Origin of the sequence: Cereibacter sediminicola, assembly GCF_007668225.1 — a bacterium.
Taxonomy (GTDB): Bacteria; Pseudomonadota; Alphaproteobacteria; order Rhodobacterales; family Rhodobacteraceae; genus Cereibacter_A; species Cereibacter_A azotoformans.
Genome location: NZ_VDEK01000033.1, coordinates 1 through 19,113 on the forward strand (window position 1 = coordinate 1; position 19,113 = coordinate 19,113).

Consider the following 19,113-nt stretch of genomic DNA (forward strand, 5'->3'; position numbering starts at 1 on the left):
CAACGAATGGCGGTACCAAAAACCGCTGCCTTACCACTTGGCGACGCCCCAACTGTGCGGCCGGTTCTAGCAAAGGCTGCTCTGGGCCGCAAGAGCAACCGGCCCTCCGCACCGGTGGCCTGCGGCCTCCGAATGCAGGAGTGGCTGGGGCGGCTGGATTCGAACCAACGAATGGCGGTACCAAAAACCGCTGCCTTACCACTTGGCGACGCCCCAACTGCGGCGGTGTTTAGCGAAGCCTCCGGACCTCCGCAAGGGGCAGGTCGAAGATTTCTCGCATTGTCCCGAAGATCGGTGCAAGTTATGGAGACGCATGGAAAAAACCGACGTCTTGATCCTTGGGGCAGGGGCCGCGGGCATGTTCTGCGCCATCGAGGCGGGCCGGCGCGGACGCCGCACGCTGGTGCTGGATCACGCCCGCGCCCCCGGCGAGAAGATCCGCATCTCGGGGGGCGGGCGGTGCAACTTCACCAACCTCGGCATCGCGCCCGAGCGGTTCCTGTCGCGCAACCCGCGCTTTGCGCTCTCGGCCCTCAAGCGGTTCACCCAGTGGGACTTCATCGCCCGGCTGGATGCCGAGGGCATCACCTGGCACGAGAAGACGCTGGGCCAGCTCTTCTGCGACGGGCCGGCGACGCAGATCGTGGACATGCTGGTGCGCCAGATGCGCGAGGCCGGGGTCGAACTGCGGCTGGGCGTGGAACCCGGCGAGATCCGGGCCGTGCCGGACGGATTCGAGGTGGCAACCTCGCGCGGGCCGGTGCGGGCGGCGTCGGTCGTGGTGGCGACCGGGGGCAAGTCGATCCCGAAGATGGGGGCCACGGGCTATGCCTACCGCGTGGCCGAGAGCTTTGGCCTGCCGGTGGTCGAGACGCGGCCGGGCCTCGTGCCGCTCACCTTCGCCGCGCAGGAACTCGAGCGGTTGAAGGAGCTTGCCGGTCTTTCCGTCCCCGCACGCGTCACGGCGGACGGGGCAAGCTTCGACGAGGCGCTGCTCTTCACCCACAGGGGTCTCTCGGGGCCCGCGATCCTGCAGGCGAGCTCCTACTGGCGCGAGGGGATGCCGCTTGGCGTGAACCTCACGCCCGGCGCCGATCTGTCGGCCGCGCTGCGCGCCGCGCGGGACGCGGGTCCGAAAAGCGCCGTGCGCACCGTTCTGGCCCGGCACCTTCCCGAGCGCCTCGCGCGGCACATGGAGAGCGTGGCGGGCATCGAGGGGCCGATCGGAGCGCAGTCGAACGCCACGCTCGAGCGCCTCGCGCAGCTTCTCCGCCAGTGGGAGTTGCGGCCGGTGGGCACCGAAGGATACCGCACGGCCGAGGTCACCCTCGGCGGCGTCAGCACCGATCATCTCGATGCACGCACCCTTGCGGCAAAGTCCGTGCGGGGCCTGCATTTCATCGGCGAGGCCGTCGATGTCACCGGCTGGCTTGGCGGCTACAATTTCCAGTGGGCCTGGTCCTCGGGCTGGGCGGCAGGCCAGAGCGTCTGAGGCTCTCGACCCCAGGGCCGGTCCGCGCGCATCAGGCGGGGAGATCGAGATCCGCGCCAAGGAATACGGGAGGGAGCAGGAATGCGCTACAAGAAGCACAAGCCGAGGGAGATCGACGCCATGCTTCGGCAGGTCGACGTGCTGGTGGCTGAGGCCGTTTGGTCAAACGCTTGATTGAATTCACTTAGGTTCGGCCTGGACAATGGCGAAGTGGCGGCCTCGAACCCCAGGTTTCAGTCGCCATGGTCTTCAGGATTTCCTAGGGTTGGGCCCGGAACCCTGCAATTACGGCCCGCCGCATGAAGCACTCTTCCGGCCTGCCCGAGCAGAACGACCTCTTCCGGCCGCGTCTCGTCGACATGATCGACCGGCGCCACCACTGGTGGCGCTGCCGGTGCTGATCGACTGGGAGTTCTTTGAACGCGAATGGGCGGGCTTCTTCCCGTCCGCGACCGGTCGGCCCGCGACGTCGCCGCGGCTCGTGGCGGGGCTGCTTTACCTGCAGCACGCGTTCCGGCTGTCGGACGGCGGTGGTCGCGCGTGGGTCGATAACCTCTACTACCAGCACTTCACCGGCGAGACCGTTCGGCGGCGCATCGATTCACGGGATGGCTGTGTTCTGCGCCTCACTCCAGCACCGGCCCCTGTCGTTCGAGCGGCTTACGCGGCCGTACCGCGGCCATGGTCCGCCCTCACTCCTCGCCGGTCACGATCTCCGCGTTGACGACGACGCCCGAAAGTTCGTTAACGCGACATCATCGAGCGCATCATGGCCGATGAGAAAAGCAGGTAAGTCAAGACGGCCCTCGGCGTCAGCTTACCATCTACCAGTGGCGGCGTGAGTTGCGGCGGAAGCTTCTCTGGCCGCATTCGGAGACAGCAACGTTCCTGCCGGTGGAGATCGAGGGGGCGAACACCGGTCAGCGTGTCCTGCGACTCGGTCGAGAGGAAGACGATCGGCACGCCCTTGCCTTCGGGCAGCGTGCGGAGCTTGCGGATGAAGCCGATCCCGTCGAGGCGGGGCATGTTCTGGTCGGTCAGGATGGCGTCGAAACGTTGAGAGCCTGCCTTTTCCAGCGCATCCTGCCCATCGACGGCCTCGACGACCGTGTAGCCCGCCCCCATGAGCGTAAGGCGCACCATCTGGCGAACCGAGGGGGAATCATCCACCGCGAGGATCGTCTTGCTCATTGCCGCGCCTCCGCGCCGGAGACCCCAGTCCAGAGCCCGTTGTCGATGACGATGCCGCTGTCTTGCCCGAGCGCATGGAGGGCCAGCGCCTCAGCCACGGCCGATCCGGGTGCGGCCGACACCTCGAGCCGCGCGCCCGCGGCGGCGGCGTGACGGTGAGCGGCCACCAGCACCTGCAGGGTCGCGAGGCTCACGTCACGCGCACCCTCTGTCTCGATCCTGACCGTGAGGGGCGAGGAGAGGCTGCGCAGAAGATCCGCCACTAGCCCGCCGGCATCGGCGAGACTGGCACGTTCGGGAAGCGCGAGAACAACGGGGGAAGCGGGCATGGGAGAAAGCCTCAGGTAAATGGATCCGTTGTCTTCCTTCTGAAGCCTCAACCCATAAGCCTTTCCTAATGCGCGGCCTCGAATGTCTAAAATGCTCATCGGTGGGCCAGGCCCTCAACCGGAGAGGGAACAAAACCCCTGAGGCGCCTGTTGACCCCCCACATTGGACGAGAATGGGGATCAGGCGTGACGGACAGGGATGGCGAGAGCGGCCGCAAGCGGGCCGCCCGTGCCTTGCGCGCTCCGAAGGGACCGGAGTCCGAGGTCAAGCGGCCGACAGTGGCGGATGCGAAGGAACAGAGGCGCGCTCCGGTGCAACGGGGCTCTGCTGCCCCGAGCCGCGCCGGCGTGGATGATCGGCTCATGCTGCTGGCCAACGCGCGCCTGGCGATCGAGGGCGTGAACCTCGAGATCGACGGCGGGCGCTTTCCGGCGAAGGTGGTTTCGGGTCGGCCGGTGACGGTCGAGGCCGACATCTTCTGCGATGGCCACGACAGCATCGACGCGGCGGTCCTGCACCGGCGGCGCGGGGCCGAGGGCTGGGCCGAGGTGCCGATGGAGTTCCTCGCGAACGATCGCTGGCGCGCGCGTGTCACCTTTCCCGAGAACGACGCGCACGAGTTGACGTTCCTCGCCTGGCGCGACCTCTTCACGACCTGGCGGAAGGAGGTGGCCAAGAAGCTCGCGGCCGGCCAGAACATCGGGCTGGAGCTGGAGGAGGGCCGACGGCTGTTGCAGGCGGTCGAGGAGGGCGAGCCCGAGGATCGCGCGCTGATCGACCGGACGCTGGCCGAAGACGACGAGGCCGAGGAGCAGGGTCACCGCTTCGCCCGTCTGAACGCGCCGGACGTGGCCGCGGCGGTGCGCCGCTCGGGTCCGCGCACCAACCTGACCTGCTACAAGATCCTCCCGGTCTTTGCCGACCGCGAAGCCGCAGCCTTCTCGGCCTGGTACGAGATGATGCCGCGCTCGCAGTCCGGCGACCCCGAGCGGCACGGCACCTTCGATGACGTGATCCGCAAGCTCGCCTATGTGCGGGATATGGGTTTTGACGTGCTCTATTTCACGCCGATCCATCCGATCGGGCGGGTGAACCGCAAGGGGCGCAACAATTCGCTGACGCCCGAGCCGAACGATCCCGGCTCGCCCTATGCCATCGGCTCGGACGAGGGCGGGCATGATGCGATCCATCCCGAGCTTGGCGATTTCGAGAGCTTTGCGCGGCTGGTCGAGGCGGCGCGCGCGCATGATCTGGAGATTGCGCTGGATTTCGCAATCCAGTGCGCGCCGGATCATCCCTGGATCCGAGAGCATCCCGAGTGGTTCGACTGGCGCCCCGACGGGACGATCAAGTTCGCCGAGAATCCGCCGAAGAAATACGAGGACATCGTCAACGTCCACTTCTACCGCGGCGCGATCCCGGATCTCTGGCATGCGTTGCGCGACGTGGTCCTGTTCTGGGTGGGCAAGGGGGTGAAGATCTTCCGGGTGGACAATCCCCACACCAAGCCCTTCCCCTTCTGGGAATGGATGATCGAGGAGGTGCGCGCCGAACATCCCGACGTCATCTTCCTCGCTGAGGCCTTCACGCGGCCGAAGGTGATGAAGCGGCTGGCCAAGGTCGGCTACTCGCAGAGCTACTCCTACTTCACCTGGCGCAACACCAAGGCCGAGCTGATCGAGTATCTGACCGAACTCACGACCGAAGATTGCCGGCACTACATGCGGCCGAACTTCTTCGCCAACACGCCGGACATCAATCCGGTTTACCTCCAGCATTCGGGGCGGCCGGGGTTCCGGGTGCGGCTGGCCCTCGCGGCGACGCTCGGCGGCAATTACGGGATCTACAACGGCTACGAGATCTGCGAGGCGACGCCGGTGCCGGGCAAGGAGGAATATTTCAACTCCGAGAAATACCAGCTTCGTGCGTGGGATTTCGACCAGCCGGGCCACATCCAGGACGACATCCGGCTGATGAACCATATCCGCCGGACCCATCCGGCGATGCGGGACTTCACGCGGCTGCGCTTCTACGACGCCCACAACGACGCGGTGCTCGCCTATGGCAAGAGCACCGAGGACCGATCGGACTTCCTGTTGTTCCACGTCAATCTCGATCCGCACCATGCGCAGACCTTCCAGTTCGAGGTCCCCCTGTGGGAGTTCGGGCTGCCCGATGACGCCTCGGTCGAGGTCGAGGATCTGCTGAACGGAAACCGCTTCACCTGGCACGGCAAGTGGCAGTGGCTGGAGCTTGACCCCCAGTCGCGCCCCTATGCGATCTGGCGGCTCTACGCGCCGGGAATGCCCAGATGAACCAGAACGTGCCCCCCGCAACCGTCGCCGTGCGCCGGACCGACGGGATCGATCGCAGCCAGAGCGACTGGTACAAGGATGCGATCATCTATCAGTTGCACATCAAGGCCTTCCAGGACGCGAACGGCGACGGGATCGGCGACTTTGCCGGACTGATGCAGCGGCTCGACTATGTGCAGGCGCTGGGCGTGACGGCGATCTGGCTCTTGCCCTTCTATCCCTCGCCGCTGCGCGATGACGGCTACGACATCTCGGACTACCGCTCGATCAACCCGTCCTACGGCACGATGCGGGACTTCAAGCTCTTCGTGCAGGAAGCCCACAAGCGCGGTCTGCGCGTCATCACCGAGCTGGTCATCAACCACACGTCGGACCAGCATCCCTGGTTCCAGCGGGCGCGCCGGGCCAAGAAGGGCTCGGCCGCGCGCGACTGGTATGTCTGGAGCGACACCGACCAGAAGTTCCCCGAGACGCGGATCATCTTCCTCGATACGGAAAAGTCCAACTGGACCTGGGACCCTGTGGCCGGCGCCTATTACTGGCATCGCTTCTACTCGCACCAGCCCGACCTGAACTTCGACAACCCGCGGGTGCTCGAGGAAGTTCTCAAGGTGATGCGGATGTGGCTCGACATGGGGGTGGACGGCCTCAGGCTCGACGCGATCCCCTATCTGGTCGAGCGCGAGGGCACCAACAACGAGAACCTCCCCGAGACGCACGATGTCCTGAAGAAGATCCGCGCCGATCTGGATGCCCACTTCCCCGACCGGATGCTGCTGGCCGAGGCGAACCAGTGGCCCGAGGACACGCGCCCCTATTTCGGAGACGGCGACGAGTGCCACATGGGCTTTCACTTCCCGCTGATGCCGCGGATGTACATGGCGCTGGCGCAGGCCGACCGGCATCCGATCACCGACATCATCCGCCAGACGCCCGAGATCCCCGAAAGCTGCCAGTGGGGCATCTTCCTGCGCAACCATGACGAGCTGACGCTGGAGATGGTGACGGCCGAGGAACGCGACTACATGTGGCGCTTCTACGCCGACGATGCGCGGGCCCGGATCAACCTCGGCATCCGGCGCAGGCTGGCGCCGCTGATGAAGAACGACCGGCGCAAGATCGAGCTGCTGAACCAGATGCTCATGTCGATGCCGGGCACGCCCATCGTCTATTACGGCGACGAGATCGGCATGGGCGACAACTACTACCTCGGAGACCGCGACGGGGTGCGCACGCCGATGCAATGGTCGGCCGACCGCAACGGGGGCTTTTCACGCTCCAACCCTCAACAGCTTTACCTGCCGGTGATCCTCGACCCGATCTACGGCCATCAGGCCATCAACGTCGAGGCGCAGGCGGCCGACCCGTCCTCCCTGCTGAACTGGATGCGGCGGCTGATCGCGGTGCGCAAGCAGCATCCGGCCTTCGGGCGGGGAACGATGAGCCTGCTCTATCCGCGCAACCGCAAGGTGCTGGCCTATGTGCGCAGCCACGAGGGGACCGACATCCTGTGCGTGGCGAACCTGTCGGACACGGCGCAGGCGGTCGAGCTGGATCTGGGCCGTTTCCGCGGGGCGGTGCCGGTGGAACTGACGGGCCGGTCCGAATTTCCGCCGGTGGGCGATCTGCCCTACATGCTCACCCTGCCGCCCTACGGGTTCTACTGGTTCGTCCTGTCCGATCAGCAGACCCTGCCCAGCTGGCACCAGCCGATGCCCGAGATCCTGCCCGATTTCATCACGCTCACCACCCGCGACGGGCGCGCCGAAACGGCGCTCAACGGGCGCGAAAAGGGCCAGCTCGAGGCGGATGTCCTGCCGAACTGGCTGCCGCTGCAGCGGTGGTTCGGCGCCAAGGAGGAACGGATCCGCTCGGTCCGGCTTCGGGTTCTGGGCTCCCTGTCCGAGGCCCATGCGCTCGTGCGGCTCGATGCCGAGGTGGGCGGCGAGGCGCACCAGTATTTCCTGCCGGCCTCGACCCTCTGGGGCGAGGACCAGCTCCGCTCGGGTGCTCCGAAACTGAGCTACACGCTCGCCAAGGTGCGGCGCGGCCCGCAGGTGGGTGCGCTGATCGACGGCGCCTATGACGAACGTCTGGCGCAGGCGATGCTCGATGCGCTGCGGCAGGCGCGGCGCCTCAAGGGGCCGGCGGGCGATGTCCTGTTCGACCCGGGCTCGTGTCTGGCCGAGATCACCGATCCGGGCGAGCCGCGCTATCTGGGGGCCGAACAGTCGAACATCTCGATCGCCTTCGGCGACCGGATCATCCTCAAGCTCTACCGCCGCCTTCGGGCGGGCGAGCAGCCGGATGTCGAGGTGGCGCGCTTCCTGACCGAAGTCGCAGGCTACGCGCACACACCGCGGTTCCTCGGCGTGGTCAGCCTCCAGCCGCCGGAGGGCGAGGCCACGGTCGTGGCGGCGGCCTTCGCCTTCGTGGCCAACATGGGCGACGCCTGGCGCGGCCTGTTTGATGCCCTCGTGCGCGATCTGGGCGAGCATGGCGGCTGGGCCGCCTCCGAGGCGCCGCCGGCGGACGCGGACGGCTTCACTTTCCCGCTCACCATCGCGGGGCTCCTGGGCCAGCGGACGGCGGAACTGCACCGCGCCTTCGCCACCGAAACGGACGATCCCGCCTTCCGGCTGGAGCCGCTGACGGGCGATCTGCTGTCGCGGTGGGCCGAAGGGGCGCGGGGCGAGGCCGAGGCCATGCTCTCGGTGCTCGAGCGGCAGCGCATGACCCTGCCCGAGGAGGTTCAGCCGCTGGCCGAGACGCTGCTTGCGCGGCGCGACGCGCTGCTGGCCCGTCTCGACCGGGTCCGGGGCTTCGAGGCGTCGGGCGCGCTCAGCCGGATCCACGGCGACTATCATCTGGGGCAGGTGCTGCTGGCGCAGGATGACGTGGCCATCATCGACTTCGAGGGCGAACCCCGCCGCTCGCTGGACGAGCGTCGGCAGAAGTCCTCGCCGCTGCGCGACGTGGCCGGGATGCTGCGCTCGTTCGACTATGCGGCCGCGGCCGCGCTGGCGCGCCATGCCGAGGCCTTCGGGCCCGCCAACGAAGAGGCGCTGGCACGGGCCGAGGGCTGGCGGCAGCGCGCGGTGGACGAGTTCCTCGCCGCCTACGAGGCCGCCGCCGAGGGCGTGGCGAGTCTGCCGGAGGATGCCGGCCTGCGCGGCGCGCTGCTCGACCTCTTCCTCGTGCAGAAGGCGGTCTACGAGACCTCCTACGAACTGGGCAGCCGGCCGGCCTGGGTCGGCATCCCGCTGCGCGGCCTTCTGGAACTGCTGGACAGGGAGCCTGCATGAACCCGACACCGAAGCCCGAGGATCTCGTTCCCGAAAGCGACGTGGCCGCCATCATGCGCGGCACGCACGGCGACCCGTTCGGCGTGCTGGGGATGCATGGCGGAGGGGGGACGCCCCTCTCGGTGCGGGTCTTTGCCCCGCAGGCGGCCGAGGTCCGGGTGCTGGACGGCGCGGGCCAGCCTGTCGCCACGCTCGAGCGGATCGGCGCCGAGGGCTTCTTTGCCGGCGTCGTGCCGGGGGACGAGCCCTTCGCCTACCGGCTCCGCTTCTGCTCGGGCCCGCACGAGTGGGAGGCCGAGGATCCCTACCGCTTCCCGGCCGTGCTGGGCGAGCTGGATGAATATCTCATGGGCGAGGGGCGGCACTACCAGCTCTACACCCGGCTCGGCGCCCATCCCGTGACGCTGGAGGGGGTCGAGGGCGTCAGCTTTGCCGTCTGGGCCCCGAGCGCCCGGCGTGTGTCGGTCGTGGGGGCCTTCAACGCCTGGGACGGCCGCCGCCACCCGATGCGCAAGCGGATCGGCGTCGGCGTGTGGGAACTGTTCATTCCCGGCCTGCAGGTCGGGGATCTCTACAAGTACGAGATCCTCGGGCCGTCGGGCGAGCGGCTGCCGCTCAAGTCCGACCCGCTTTCCTTCGCGCAGGAGGCGCCGCCCGCGACGGCCTCGCTGGTCCACGGCCTGCCCGAACCCGACTGGCACGACGCCGGCTGGATGCAGGAGCGCGCGAGCCGGCAGGACCGCAGCGCGCCGATCTCGATCTACGAGGTCCATGCGGGCTCGTGGAAGCTTGGTCTCGACTACGACGCGCTGGCCGAGGAGCTGGCAGCTTATGTGCGCGAGATGGGCTTCACCCATGTCGAGTTCCTGCCGATCAGCGAACATCCCTTTACCGGCTCGTGGGGATACCAGCCCATCGGCCTCTTTGCCCCCACCGCGCGCTTCGGTCCGCCAGAGGGCTTTGCGCGGCTGGTGGACCGGCTGCACCGCGAGGGGATCGGCGTCATCCTCGACTGGGTGCCGGCGCATTTCCCCTCGGACGCGCACGGGCTGGCCAATTTCGACGGCACCCACCTTTACGACCACGCCGACCCGCGGCAGGGCTTCCACCGCGACTGGAACACCCAGATCTACAATTTCGGCCGGCAGGAGGTGGCGAACTTCCTTCAGGCCTCGGCGCTCTTCTGGCTTGACCGCTACCATGTCGATGCGCTGCGGGTCGATGCGGTGGCCTCGATGCTCTACCTCGACTATTCGCGCAACGCGGGCGAATGGGTGCCCAACCGCCACGGCGGCCGCGAAAATCTCGAGGCGATCGACTTCCTGCGCGCCGTGAACGAGCGGGTGCGGATCGACCATCCCGGCTGCATCACCATCGCCGAGGAATCCACGGCGTTCCCGCAGGTCAGCCGCCCGGTGGAGGAGGGCGGGCTCGGCTTCGGCTTCAAGTGGAACATGGGCTGGATGCACGATACGCTGGGTTATTTCCGGCGCGATCCGATCCACCGCAGGCACCACCAGAACGACCTGACCTTCGGCATGGTCTATGCCTTTTCCGAGGATTTCGTGCTGCCGCTCTCCCACGACGAGGTGGTGCACGGCAAGGGCTCGCTCATCGGGCAGATGGCGGGCGACCGCTGGCAGAAGTTCGCGAACCTCCGGGCCTATTTCGGCTTCATGTGGGCCCATCCCGGCAAGAAGCTGCTCTTCATGGGCGGCGAGTTCGCGCAGGAGCGCGAGTGGAACCACGACGCCTCGCTGGACTGGCACCTGCTCGACGATCCGGCCCATTCGGGCATGAAGCGGCTGGTGGCTGACCTGAACCGCGAATACCGCCGGCTGCCGGCGCTGCACCGGATGGATTGCGACCCCGAGGGCTTCGAGTGGATCGACGCGGGCGACACCGAGAACAGCGTGCTCAGCTTCCTGCGCAAGGCGCCGGGGGAAAAGCCGGTTCTGGCGGTCTGCAACCTGACGCCCGTCGTGCGCTCCGACTACCGCATCGGGGTGCCGCAGGGCGGCGAGTGGCGCGAGATCCTCAATTCCGACGCGGCGATCTACGGCGGGTCGGACGTGGGAAATCCCGGCTCGTTGCAGGCCGAGGAGGTCTCATGGCACGGGCGTCCGTTCTCGCTCCGCCTGACATTGCCGCCGCTCGCCACCATCCTGGTCATGCCTGCATGAGCTTTGCGCTCCGCGAGGGCAGCCCGTTCCCGCTCGGGGCCACCTGGGACGGGTCGGGCACCAATTTCGCGATCTTCTCGGCCAATGCGAGCAAGGTCGAACTTTGCCTCTTCGACGCGCGCGGGCGGCGCGAGATCGCCCGCGTGGCCCTGCCGGAATATACGCACGAGGTCTGGCACGGTTACCTGCCCGAGGTGCGGCCGGGGCAGCTTTACGGCTACCGCGTGCATGGCCCCTACGAGCCGCACAACGGCCTGCGCTTCAACCCCAACAAGCTGCTGATCGACCCCTATGCGCTGATGCTGCAGGGCGAGATCGTCTGGCATGACGCGGTCTTCGGCTACCGGATGGGCAACGCCCGCGCCGACCTCTCGTTCGACCGGCGGGACTCGGCCTTCGTGATGCCGAAATGCGTGGTGGTCGATCCCGCGGTGACCTGGGGGCCGGACTATTCCCCGCGGACGCCCTGGTCCGAGACGATCATCTACGAGGCGCATGTGAAGGGGATGACGGCGCTCAACCCCGAGATCCCGGACCGGGTGCGCGGCAGCTTTGCCGCGCTCGCCGATCCGCGCGCCATCGACCATCTGGTGAAGCTCGGCGTGACGGCGGTCGAGCTGATGCCCACGCAGGCCTTCTTCGACGACCGCTACCTGATCGAGAAGGGGCTCACGAACTACTGGGGCTACAACACCATCGGCTTCTTCGCGCCGGCCACCCGCTACATCTCGCCCGGCGGCGGCGTGCATGAGTTCAAGCTGATGGTGCGCCGCCTGCACGAGGCCGGGATCGAGGTGATCCTCGACGTGGTCTACAACCACACGGCCGAGGGCAACCATCTGGGGCCCACGCTGTCCTTCAAGGGCATCGACAACGCCAGCTACTACATGCTCGGCGACGATCCGCGCTATTACTACGACACCACGGGTTGCGGGAACACGGTGAACCTCGGGCACCAGCGGGTGCTGCAGATGGTGATGGACAGCTTGCGCTACTGGGTCGAGGCCTGCCACGTCGATGGCTTCCGCTTCGATCTGGCGACCTCGCTCGGGCGCGACCGACAGGGGTTCAACGCGAACGCGGTCTTTCTCGATGCCGTGCGGCAGGACCCGGTGCTGGGCCGGGTCAAGCTGATCGCCGAGCCGTGGGACACCGGCCACGTCGGCTACCAGCTGGGCAATTTCCCTCCGGGCTGGGCCGAGTGGAACGACCAGTACCGCGACACCGTGCGCTCCTACTGGAAGGGCGACGAGGGCGAGCTGCCGGGCCTGGCCTCGCACCTTCTGGGCACGGCGGGCCTCTTCGACCGGCGGGGGAGGCGGCCCTGGGCCAGCATAAATTTCGTCACGGCCCATGACGGTTTCACCCTGTCCGACACGGTCTCCTACAACGACAAGCACAATGCGGCGAACCAGGAGGACAACCGCGACGGCCATTCCGACAATCGCAGCTGGAACTGCGGCGAGGAGGGGCCCTCCGAGGACGAGGAGGTGCTCGATCTTCGCGACCGGATGCGCCGGGCGATGATGGGCACGCTCCTGATCTCGCAGGGCACGCCGATGATCCTGATGGGCGACGAGGTGGGCCGCAGCCAGGGCGGCAACAACAACGCCTATTGCCAGGACAACGAGATGAACTGGCTGAAGCTCGACGATCTGTCGGCGCGGGACGCGGCCTTTCTCGACTTCACCCGGCGGCTGATCGCCCTGCGGAAGGGGCGGCCGTTCTTCCGGCACCCGTCCTTCCTGCACAAGGCGGCCGTGGGGCAGCGGCCGGTCGAGGTCTGCTGGTTGCGCCCCGACGGCGAGGAGATGATGCCCGAGGACTGGCACAACCCGGCCGCGCGCACCTTGGGCCTGTTGATCCGGAACAAGCCGGCGGTGCTCGCGCTTTTCGACAGCCACTACGAGGAGGTGCCGTTCACGTTGCCGCACTGCGGCGGCTGGTGGCGGATGATCCTCGACACGGCGGCCGGACGGGTGCGCGAGCGGCCGGTGCCCATCCGGGCGGCGGGCTTTGCCGTGCCGCCGCGGGGACTGATGGTGCTGGAGGAGCATGAATGAGCGATTGGACCTGGGGACCGCGGATCGAGGATGGCTCCGTCCGCTTCCGCCTGTGGGCGCCGTCCGAAGAGCGGCTCGGGCTGCGGCTGGACGGGCAGGATCACCCGATGGAGCGGCAGGAGGGCGGCTGGTTCGAGGTCCGGCTTCCGGCGCAGGTGGGCATGGACTACGGCTTCGTGCTGGCCAGCGGGCAGGTGGTGCCCGATCCCGCGGCCCGCGCGCAGGCGGGCGATGTCCATGGCCTCTCACGGCTGGTCGCGGACAGCTACGACTGGAAGACCGACTGGACGGGCCGCCCCTGGGCCGAGACCGTCGTGATGGAGCTGCACATCGGCACCTTCACCCCGGAGGGCACCTTCCGCGCGGCCATTGAACGCCTGCCGCATCTGGCCGAGATCGGCATCACCATGATCGAGCTGATGCCCGTGGCGCAGTTCGCCGGCAACCGGGGCTGGGGCTATGACGGCGTCCTGCTCTATGCGCCGCATCCCGCCTACGGCACGCCCGATGATCTGAAGGCGCTGGTCGATGCCGCGCACGGGCTGGGGATGAGCGTGGTGCTCGACGTGGTCTACAACCACTTCGGGCCCGAAGGGAATTATCTCGGCGCCTATGCGGCCGAGTTCTTCGACCCCGAGCGGCACACCCCCTGGGGCAGCGCCATCGCCTATCACCTGCCGGCCGTGCGCAGCTTCTTCATCGAGAACGCGCTCTACTGGCTGACCGAATTCCGCTTCGACGGGCTTCGGATCGACGCGGCCGACCATATCCGCGATCCCGAATCCGATCCCGAGGTGCTGGTGGATCTGGCCCGCTCCATCCGGCAGGCGATCCCGGACCGGCCCATCCATCTCACGACCGAGGACAACCGCAACATCACCCGCCTCCATGAACGGGGCCCGCAGGGCGAGGTGGTGCTGCATACGGCCGAGTGGAACGACGACCTGCACAATGTCGCGCATGTCCTGCTGACGGGCGAGACCGAGGGCTATTACTGCGACTTCGTGAAGGATCACTGGCGCAAATACGCCCGCGCGCTGGCCGAGGGCTTCGTCTATCAGGGCGAACAGTCCGAGCATGAGGGGGCGCCGCGCGGGGTGCCTTCGGGCCATCTGCCGCCGCTGGCCTTCGTCGATTTCCTCCAGAACCACGACCAGATCGGCAACCGCGCCTTCGGCGAGCGGCTGACGACGCTGGCGCCCGAGGCGCGGCTGCGGGCCATGATGGCGATCCTGCTGCTCTCGCCGCATGTGCCGCTCCTGTTCATGGGCGAGGAATGGGGCGAGACGCGCCCCTTCACCTTCTTCACCGACTTCACCGGAGAGCTGGCCGATGCGGTGCGCGAGGGGCGGCGCAAGGAGTTCGCGCATTTCTCGGCCTTTCAGGGGCTCGACCTTGAACGGACCGTGCCCGACCCGAACGCCGAAGGCACCTTCCTCTCCTCCAGGCTCGACTGGGACCACCGCGACACCGGGCGCGGCCGGTCCTGGATGGCGTTTGTCCGCGCTTTGCTGGCCACCCGCGCGCGAGAGATCGCCCCGCGGCTTGAGCGCGCGCCGGGCAACGGCGGCCGCGTGGTCGCCGTTGCGGACGATCGGGTGGCGGTGGACTGGCAGCTCGAGGGGGCGGTGCTGCGGCTGCGTGCCAACCTCGACGACCGGCCGCAGGACTTGCCCCACGCGGAGGGGCGTGTGATCCATGCCTCACCCGGCGCCGCGCCCGGCGCTCCGCTGCCGGCCTGTTCGGTGCTGGTCACGCTCGAGGAGCCCGCATGAGCCAGACCATTGAAGAAAGGGCGGCAGAGTTCGCCATCCAGCCCAGCTACCACGCGCTCGGGGGCGAGTTTGTCCGCCCGCCGGTCGAGACCCTGCGCGCGCTGCTGGACGCCTTCGGCATCCCGCCGGAGGGTCCGCCGCCCGACCGCGCCCCGCCCGAGATGCGCGCGCCCGAGGGCGAAGCCTGCTTCCTGCCTGAGGGCGAGATGCGGCTCTGGGGGATCGCGGCGCAACTCTACCAGCTGCGCTCCGGGCGCAACTGGGGGATCGGCGACTTTGCCGACCTCTGCGCGCTGGCGCGGATCGCGGGCGCCGCGGGGGCGGACTTCATCGGGCTGAACCCTCTGCACGCGCTCTTTCTGGCCAATCCCGCTCACACGAGCCCCTTCTCGCCCTCGAACCGGCGCTTCCTGAACCCGCTCTACATCGCGGTGGACCGCGTGCCGGGCTACCGCGACGAGCTTGCGCCCGAGGGGCTCGACCAACTGCGCGCGCCCGATCTGGTGGATTATCCGGCTGTGGCCGCGGCCAAGCTGGATGCCCTGCGGATCCTCTGGCGCGAAGGGCCGGACGATCCGCTGGCCTTCATGCGCTTCTGCACCGAAGGCGGCGAGCTTCTGCGGCGGCACGCGCTGTTCGAGGTCATCTCGGCGCAGATGGTGGCCGACGGGCACGGGGCCGGCTGGCGCGGCTGGCCCGAGGGCTTCCATGACGCCGAAAGCCCCGAGGTGGCGGAGTTCGCGGACGCGCGGGCCGATGAGGTGGGGTTCCACCTCTGGCTGCAATGGATCGCCGACCGGCAGCTCGGCGAGGCGCGCGATGCCTGCCGGGCGGAGGGCATGAAGATCGGCCTCTATCTCGACTTCGCCGTGGGCGAGGTGCCGGACGGATCGAGCACCTGGTCGGACCCGAGTCTTGCCGTGCCGGGCCTGCGCATCGGCGCCTCGCCCGACTGGTTCAACGCGCAGGGGCAGGACTGGGGCCTTGCGCCGCTGTCGCCCGTCAAGCTCGCCGATCTCCATGCGGCCCCCTTCGGGGCGCTGATGCAGGATGCGACGCGGCGGGCGGGCGCGCTGCGGATCGACCATGCGATGGGGGTCTGGCAGCTTTTCCTCATCCCCGACGGGATGGGCGCGCCGCAGGGCACCTACGTCCGCTACCCGATCGAGGACATGCTCCGCGCCCTGGCCGAGGCCTCGCGCCGCAACCGGACGATCGTGATCGGCGAGGATCTGGGCAACGTGCCCGAGGGGTTCCGCGAGGTGATGGCGCGGATGAACATCCTCTCCTACCGCATCCTGCTCTTCGAGCGGCACGACCACGGCTACATCGCCCCCGAGCATTATCCGCGTGAGGCGCTCGTCTGCCTCTCGACCCATGACCTGCCCACCTTCCGCGGCTGGTGGCGGGGCGACGACGTGGCGATCCGGCGCGACTTCCACCTGATCTCGGATGAGGCCGCCCGCCAGCAGGGTGAGTTCCGCTGGACCGAGCGGCGCCAGCTGCTCGAGGATCTGGCGCGGGCGCGCCTGATGGGCTGGGACGAGATCGACCGGATCGGCCCCGAGGATCCGCCCGAGGCGCTGGTGGTGGCGGTGCACCGCCATCTTGCGCGCACGCCCTCGCGGCTCTTTGCCGTGCGGATCGAGGACATGGCGGGTGAGGTCGCGCCGGTGAACGTGCCCTCGACCGTGGACGAACATCCCAACTGGCGGCGCAGGCTCGGCGTGCCGCTGGAGGCTCTCGCCGACACCGCGCTCTTCCGCGGCATCGCCGGGGCCGTTGCCGCCGAGAGACCCAGGGAGCCCACATGAGCGTCCGCGCGACCTACCGCATCCAGTTCACCTCCGACTTCCGGTTTGCGGATGCGGCGCGGCTTGCGCCCTACCTCGCCCGGCTGGGGATCAGCCACCTCTACGCCTCGCCCATCCTTGCCGCGCGCGAGGGCTCGACCCACGGCTATGACGGGGTTCACTACAGCCTCATCAGCCCCGAGCTGGGCGGCGAGGACGAGTTCCGCGCCATGGCCGCGACCTTCCGGCAGCACGGGATGGGGGTGATCGTCGATTTCGTGCCGAACCACATGGGGGTAGGGGGCGCGGACAATGTCTTCTGGCTCTCGGTGCTGGAATGGGGCCGGCAGAGCCCGGTCGCGGGCTGGTTCGACATCGACTGGGAGAGCCCGACACCGGGCCTTGCCGGCAAGGTGCTGATGCCGTTCCTTGGGGATCAGTATGGCGAGGTGCTGGCGCGGGGCGAGCTGGAGCTGCGCTACGACGCCGATCGCGGCGCCTTCGCGGTCTGGGCGCACGACACGCACAAGCTGCCGGTCTGCCCGCAGACCTATGCTATGATCCTGCAGGCGGCCCCCGGCTTTGAGGAGCTGGCCGCCGAGTTCGAGGCGGCGGGCGACGCCGGGCCCTCCGATCCCGTCTGGGCCGATCTGCGCCGGCGCCTGCGCCAGACCGACCCGACGCCCGCGCTGGCCGCCTTCCGCGGCACCACCGGCGATCTCGAAAGCTGGGCCGCGCTCGACCGGCTGGCCGAGGCGCAGAACTGGCGCGCGGCCAAGTTCTCGATGGACAGCGACGCGATCAACTACCGGCGCTTCTTCACCATGAGCGACCTGGCCGGTGTGCGGGTCGAGAAGGCCGAGGTCTTCGCGGGCGTGCACCGGCTGGTCCTGCGGCTGATGGAAGAGGGCGTCGTCGAGGGCATCCGCATCGACCATATCGACGGGCTGGTCGATCCCAAGGGCTATTGCCTGCGCCTGCGCGGCTCGCTCGACCGGCCGTTCCCGCTCTATGTCGAGAAGATCCTCGCCCCGGACGAGATCCTGCCGGAAAGCTGGCAGGCGGACGGGACCACGGGCTACGAGTTTGCCAATCTGGCCGTGGGGCTGCTGGCCGATCCCGCGGGATGCGAGGCGCTCACGCAGGTTCACACCGACTTCACCGGCCACACAACCGCGCCCGAGGACTTGGTCCATCAGGCCAAGCTCGAGATCATGGCCCAGCCGATGGCGGCCGAGCTGGAGAGCCTGTCGGACCGGCTTCTGGCGCTGGTGGCCGACGATCCGAGGCGGCGCGACTTCGGCCGGGCGGCGGTGCGGTCGGGCCTGTCGCAGGTGGTGGCCGCGCTCGACGTCTACCGCACCTATGCCGATCAGGACGGGCTGTCGCCAAGCGACCGGGCCCGGATCGAAGGGGCGGTGGAACGGGCACGGGCCCGCGCGCCCGAGATCGATCCGGGCATCTACGACTTCATCGCCGATGTGATGACGCTCGACCTCGGCGAGGAGCAGCCCGACAAGCGCGACGAGATCCTGGCCCTCGTCCTGCGCCTTCAGCAGTTCACGGGGCCGGTGATGGCCAAGGGGCTCGAGGACCGGGCGCTCTACCGCTATGCGCGCTTCATCGCGCTCAACGAGGTCGGCAGCGAGCCCGGCCATTTCGGCGTGAGCCTCGAGACCTTTCACCGCGCCAACCGCGACCGGCTGGAGCGTGAGCCGGGCGCCATGCTCACCACCTCGACCCACGACACCAAGCGCGGCGAGGATGCGCGGATGCGGATCGCCGCCATCAGCGGTCATGTCGGGGAATGGGCAAGGAAGGTCGAGGAGTGGCACGGCCTGCTGGCCTCCGGAGACGCGCCCGTGGACCGCAACGAGGAATATTTCTTCTACCAGTTGCTTCTGGGGGTCTGGCCGATGGATTGGGCCGGGCCGCCCCCGGCCGAGGATCTGGCCGCCCTGCGCGAGCGGGTCGAGGCGGGGATGCTCAAGTCGATCCGCGAGGCCGCGGTGAACAGCCGCTGGGTCTTTGGCAACGAGGAGTATGAGGCGGCCTTCTGCGCCTTCATCGGCCGCGCGCTGGGCGCGCCCGACAGCGCCTTCCTGCGCTCGTTCCTGGAGTTTCACGCGCGGATCCGGCCTGAGGCCGCGGCCAACATCCTCGCCCAGACCGTGCTGAAGCTGACGGTTCCGGGGATGCCGGACATCTATCAGGGGGCCGAACTCTGGGAGCAGAGCCTGGTCGATCCCGACAACCGCCGGCACGTGGATTTCACGCTTCGTGAACGGCTGCTGGCCGAACTGGTGGACAAGCCGCCGGCCGAGGCCACATCGCAGGGAGGGGCGGTGAAGATGGCGCTGACCGCGCGGCTCCTGCGGCTGCGGGCCGAGGCGCCCGCGCTCTTCGCCCGCGGCAGCTACGAGCCGTTGGAGATGCCGGAGGGGATCTGCGCCTTCCTGCGCGCGGCAGAGGGCCGCCGGATGCTGGTGGCCTGCCGGCTGAACCGTTCGCAGGGGCGCAATGCAAAAGCCGTCTTGCCAGCAGGCCGCTGGCGCGATCTGGTGACAGGTGAGACGCTGTCGGGCGACCTGACCCTCGGCCGGCTTCCCGTGGCGGTTCTCGTGGACGACGGCGAGTGACCGGGCAGGCGACGCGCTGGACATGGA

Annotated in this window: 9 protein-coding genes, 1 tRNA gene and 2 pseudogenes; 9 read left to right on the plus strand and 3 right to left on the minus strand. The window is 68.4% G+C overall.

The genetic code is table 11. The features are described 5' to 3' along the window. Window positions 1-141: 141 nt before the first annotated feature. Window positions 142-216: transfer RNA gene (locus FG154_RS16830), tRNA-Gln, on the minus strand. 97 nt (window positions 217-313) lie between these two features. Here FG154_RS16830 and FG154_RS16835 point away from each other — a divergent pair. Continuing rightward, on the plus strand, window positions 314-1,492 hold the full coding sequence (locus FG154_RS16835; protein ID WP_145110391.1) for a BaiN/RdsA family NAD(P)/FAD-dependent oxidoreductase: 1,179 nt from the start codon (window positions 314-316) through the stop codon (window positions 1,490-1,492). Window positions 1,493-1,791: 299 nt separating this feature from the next. After that, window positions 1,792-2,075 (plus strand): annotated as a pseudogene (locus tag FG154_RS16840) (transposase); the annotation flags it as partial. A gap of 338 nt (window positions 2,076-2,413) precedes the next feature. Here the strand turns inward: FG154_RS16840 and FG154_RS16845 are convergent. Both FG154_RS16845 and FG154_RS16850 read right to left on the minus strand, forming a co-directional pair. Continuing rightward, window positions 2,414-2,683: pseudogene (locus FG154_RS16845) on the minus strand (response regulator); the annotation flags it as partial. Further along, window positions 2,680-3,012, minus strand: a complete 333-nt coding sequence (locus FG154_RS16850; RefSeq protein ID WP_145110393.1) for an STAS domain-containing protein — start codon at window positions 3,010-3,012, stop codon at window positions 2,680-2,682. The pseudogene FG154_RS16845 and the gene FG154_RS16850, both read right to left, overlap by 4 nt. Before the next feature lie 138 nt (window positions 3,013-3,150). Between FG154_RS16850 and FG154_RS16855 the strand changes: the two genes are divergently transcribed. From FG154_RS16855 to FG154_RS16885, 7 genes are read left to right on the plus strand one after another with little or no spacing between them, the layout of a single operon-like run. Further along, on the plus strand, window positions 3,151-5,328 hold the full coding sequence (locus FG154_RS16855) for an alpha-1,4-glucan--maltose-1-phosphate maltosyltransferase (protein ID WP_425456858.1): 2,178 nt from the start codon (window positions 3,151-3,153) through the stop codon (window positions 5,326-5,328). Then, window positions 5,325-8,633: a maltose alpha-D-glucosyltransferase gene (gene treS / locus FG154_RS16860; RefSeq protein WP_145110397.1), complete on the plus strand. Its 3,309-nt coding sequence runs from the start codon at window positions 5,325-5,327 to the stop codon at window positions 8,631-8,633. The genes FG154_RS16855 and treS overlap by 4 nt, the downstream gene beginning before the upstream one ends. Then, on the plus strand, window positions 8,630-10,816 hold the full coding sequence (gene glgB / locus FG154_RS16865; RefSeq protein WP_145110399.1) for a 1,4-alpha-glucan branching protein GlgB: 2,187 nt from the start codon (window positions 8,630-8,632) through the stop codon (window positions 10,814-10,816). The genes treS and glgB overlap by 4 nt, the downstream gene beginning before the upstream one ends. Then, on the plus strand, window positions 10,813-12,879 hold the full coding sequence (gene glgX, locus FG154_RS16870; protein WP_145110402.1) for a glycogen debranching protein GlgX: 2,067 nt from the start codon (window positions 10,813-10,815) through the stop codon (window positions 12,877-12,879). Before glgB ends, glgX begins: the two co-directional genes overlap by 4 nt. Then, the gene (gene treZ, locus FG154_RS16875) at window positions 12,876-14,654 is read left to right on the plus strand and encodes a malto-oligosyltrehalose trehalohydrolase (RefSeq protein ID WP_145110406.1); all 1,779 of its coding nucleotides are present in this window, start codon (window positions 12,876-12,878) and stop codon (window positions 14,652-14,654) included. Before glgX ends, treZ begins: the two co-directional genes overlap by 4 nt. After that, window positions 14,651-16,468 carry a 4-alpha-glucanotransferase gene (gene malQ, locus FG154_RS16880; protein WP_145110409.1) on the plus strand — a complete coding sequence of 606 codons (1,818 nt, stop codon included), beginning with the start codon at window positions 14,651-14,653 and terminating at the stop codon, window positions 16,466-16,468. The genes treZ and malQ overlap by 4 nt, the downstream gene beginning before the upstream one ends. Then, on the plus strand, window positions 16,465-19,086 hold the full coding sequence (locus FG154_RS16885; RefSeq protein ID WP_145110412.1) for a malto-oligosyltrehalose synthase: 2,622 nt from the start codon (window positions 16,465-16,467) through the stop codon (window positions 19,084-19,086). The genes malQ and FG154_RS16885 overlap by 4 nt, the downstream gene beginning before the upstream one ends. Window positions 19,087-19,113: the final 27 nt, after the last annotated feature.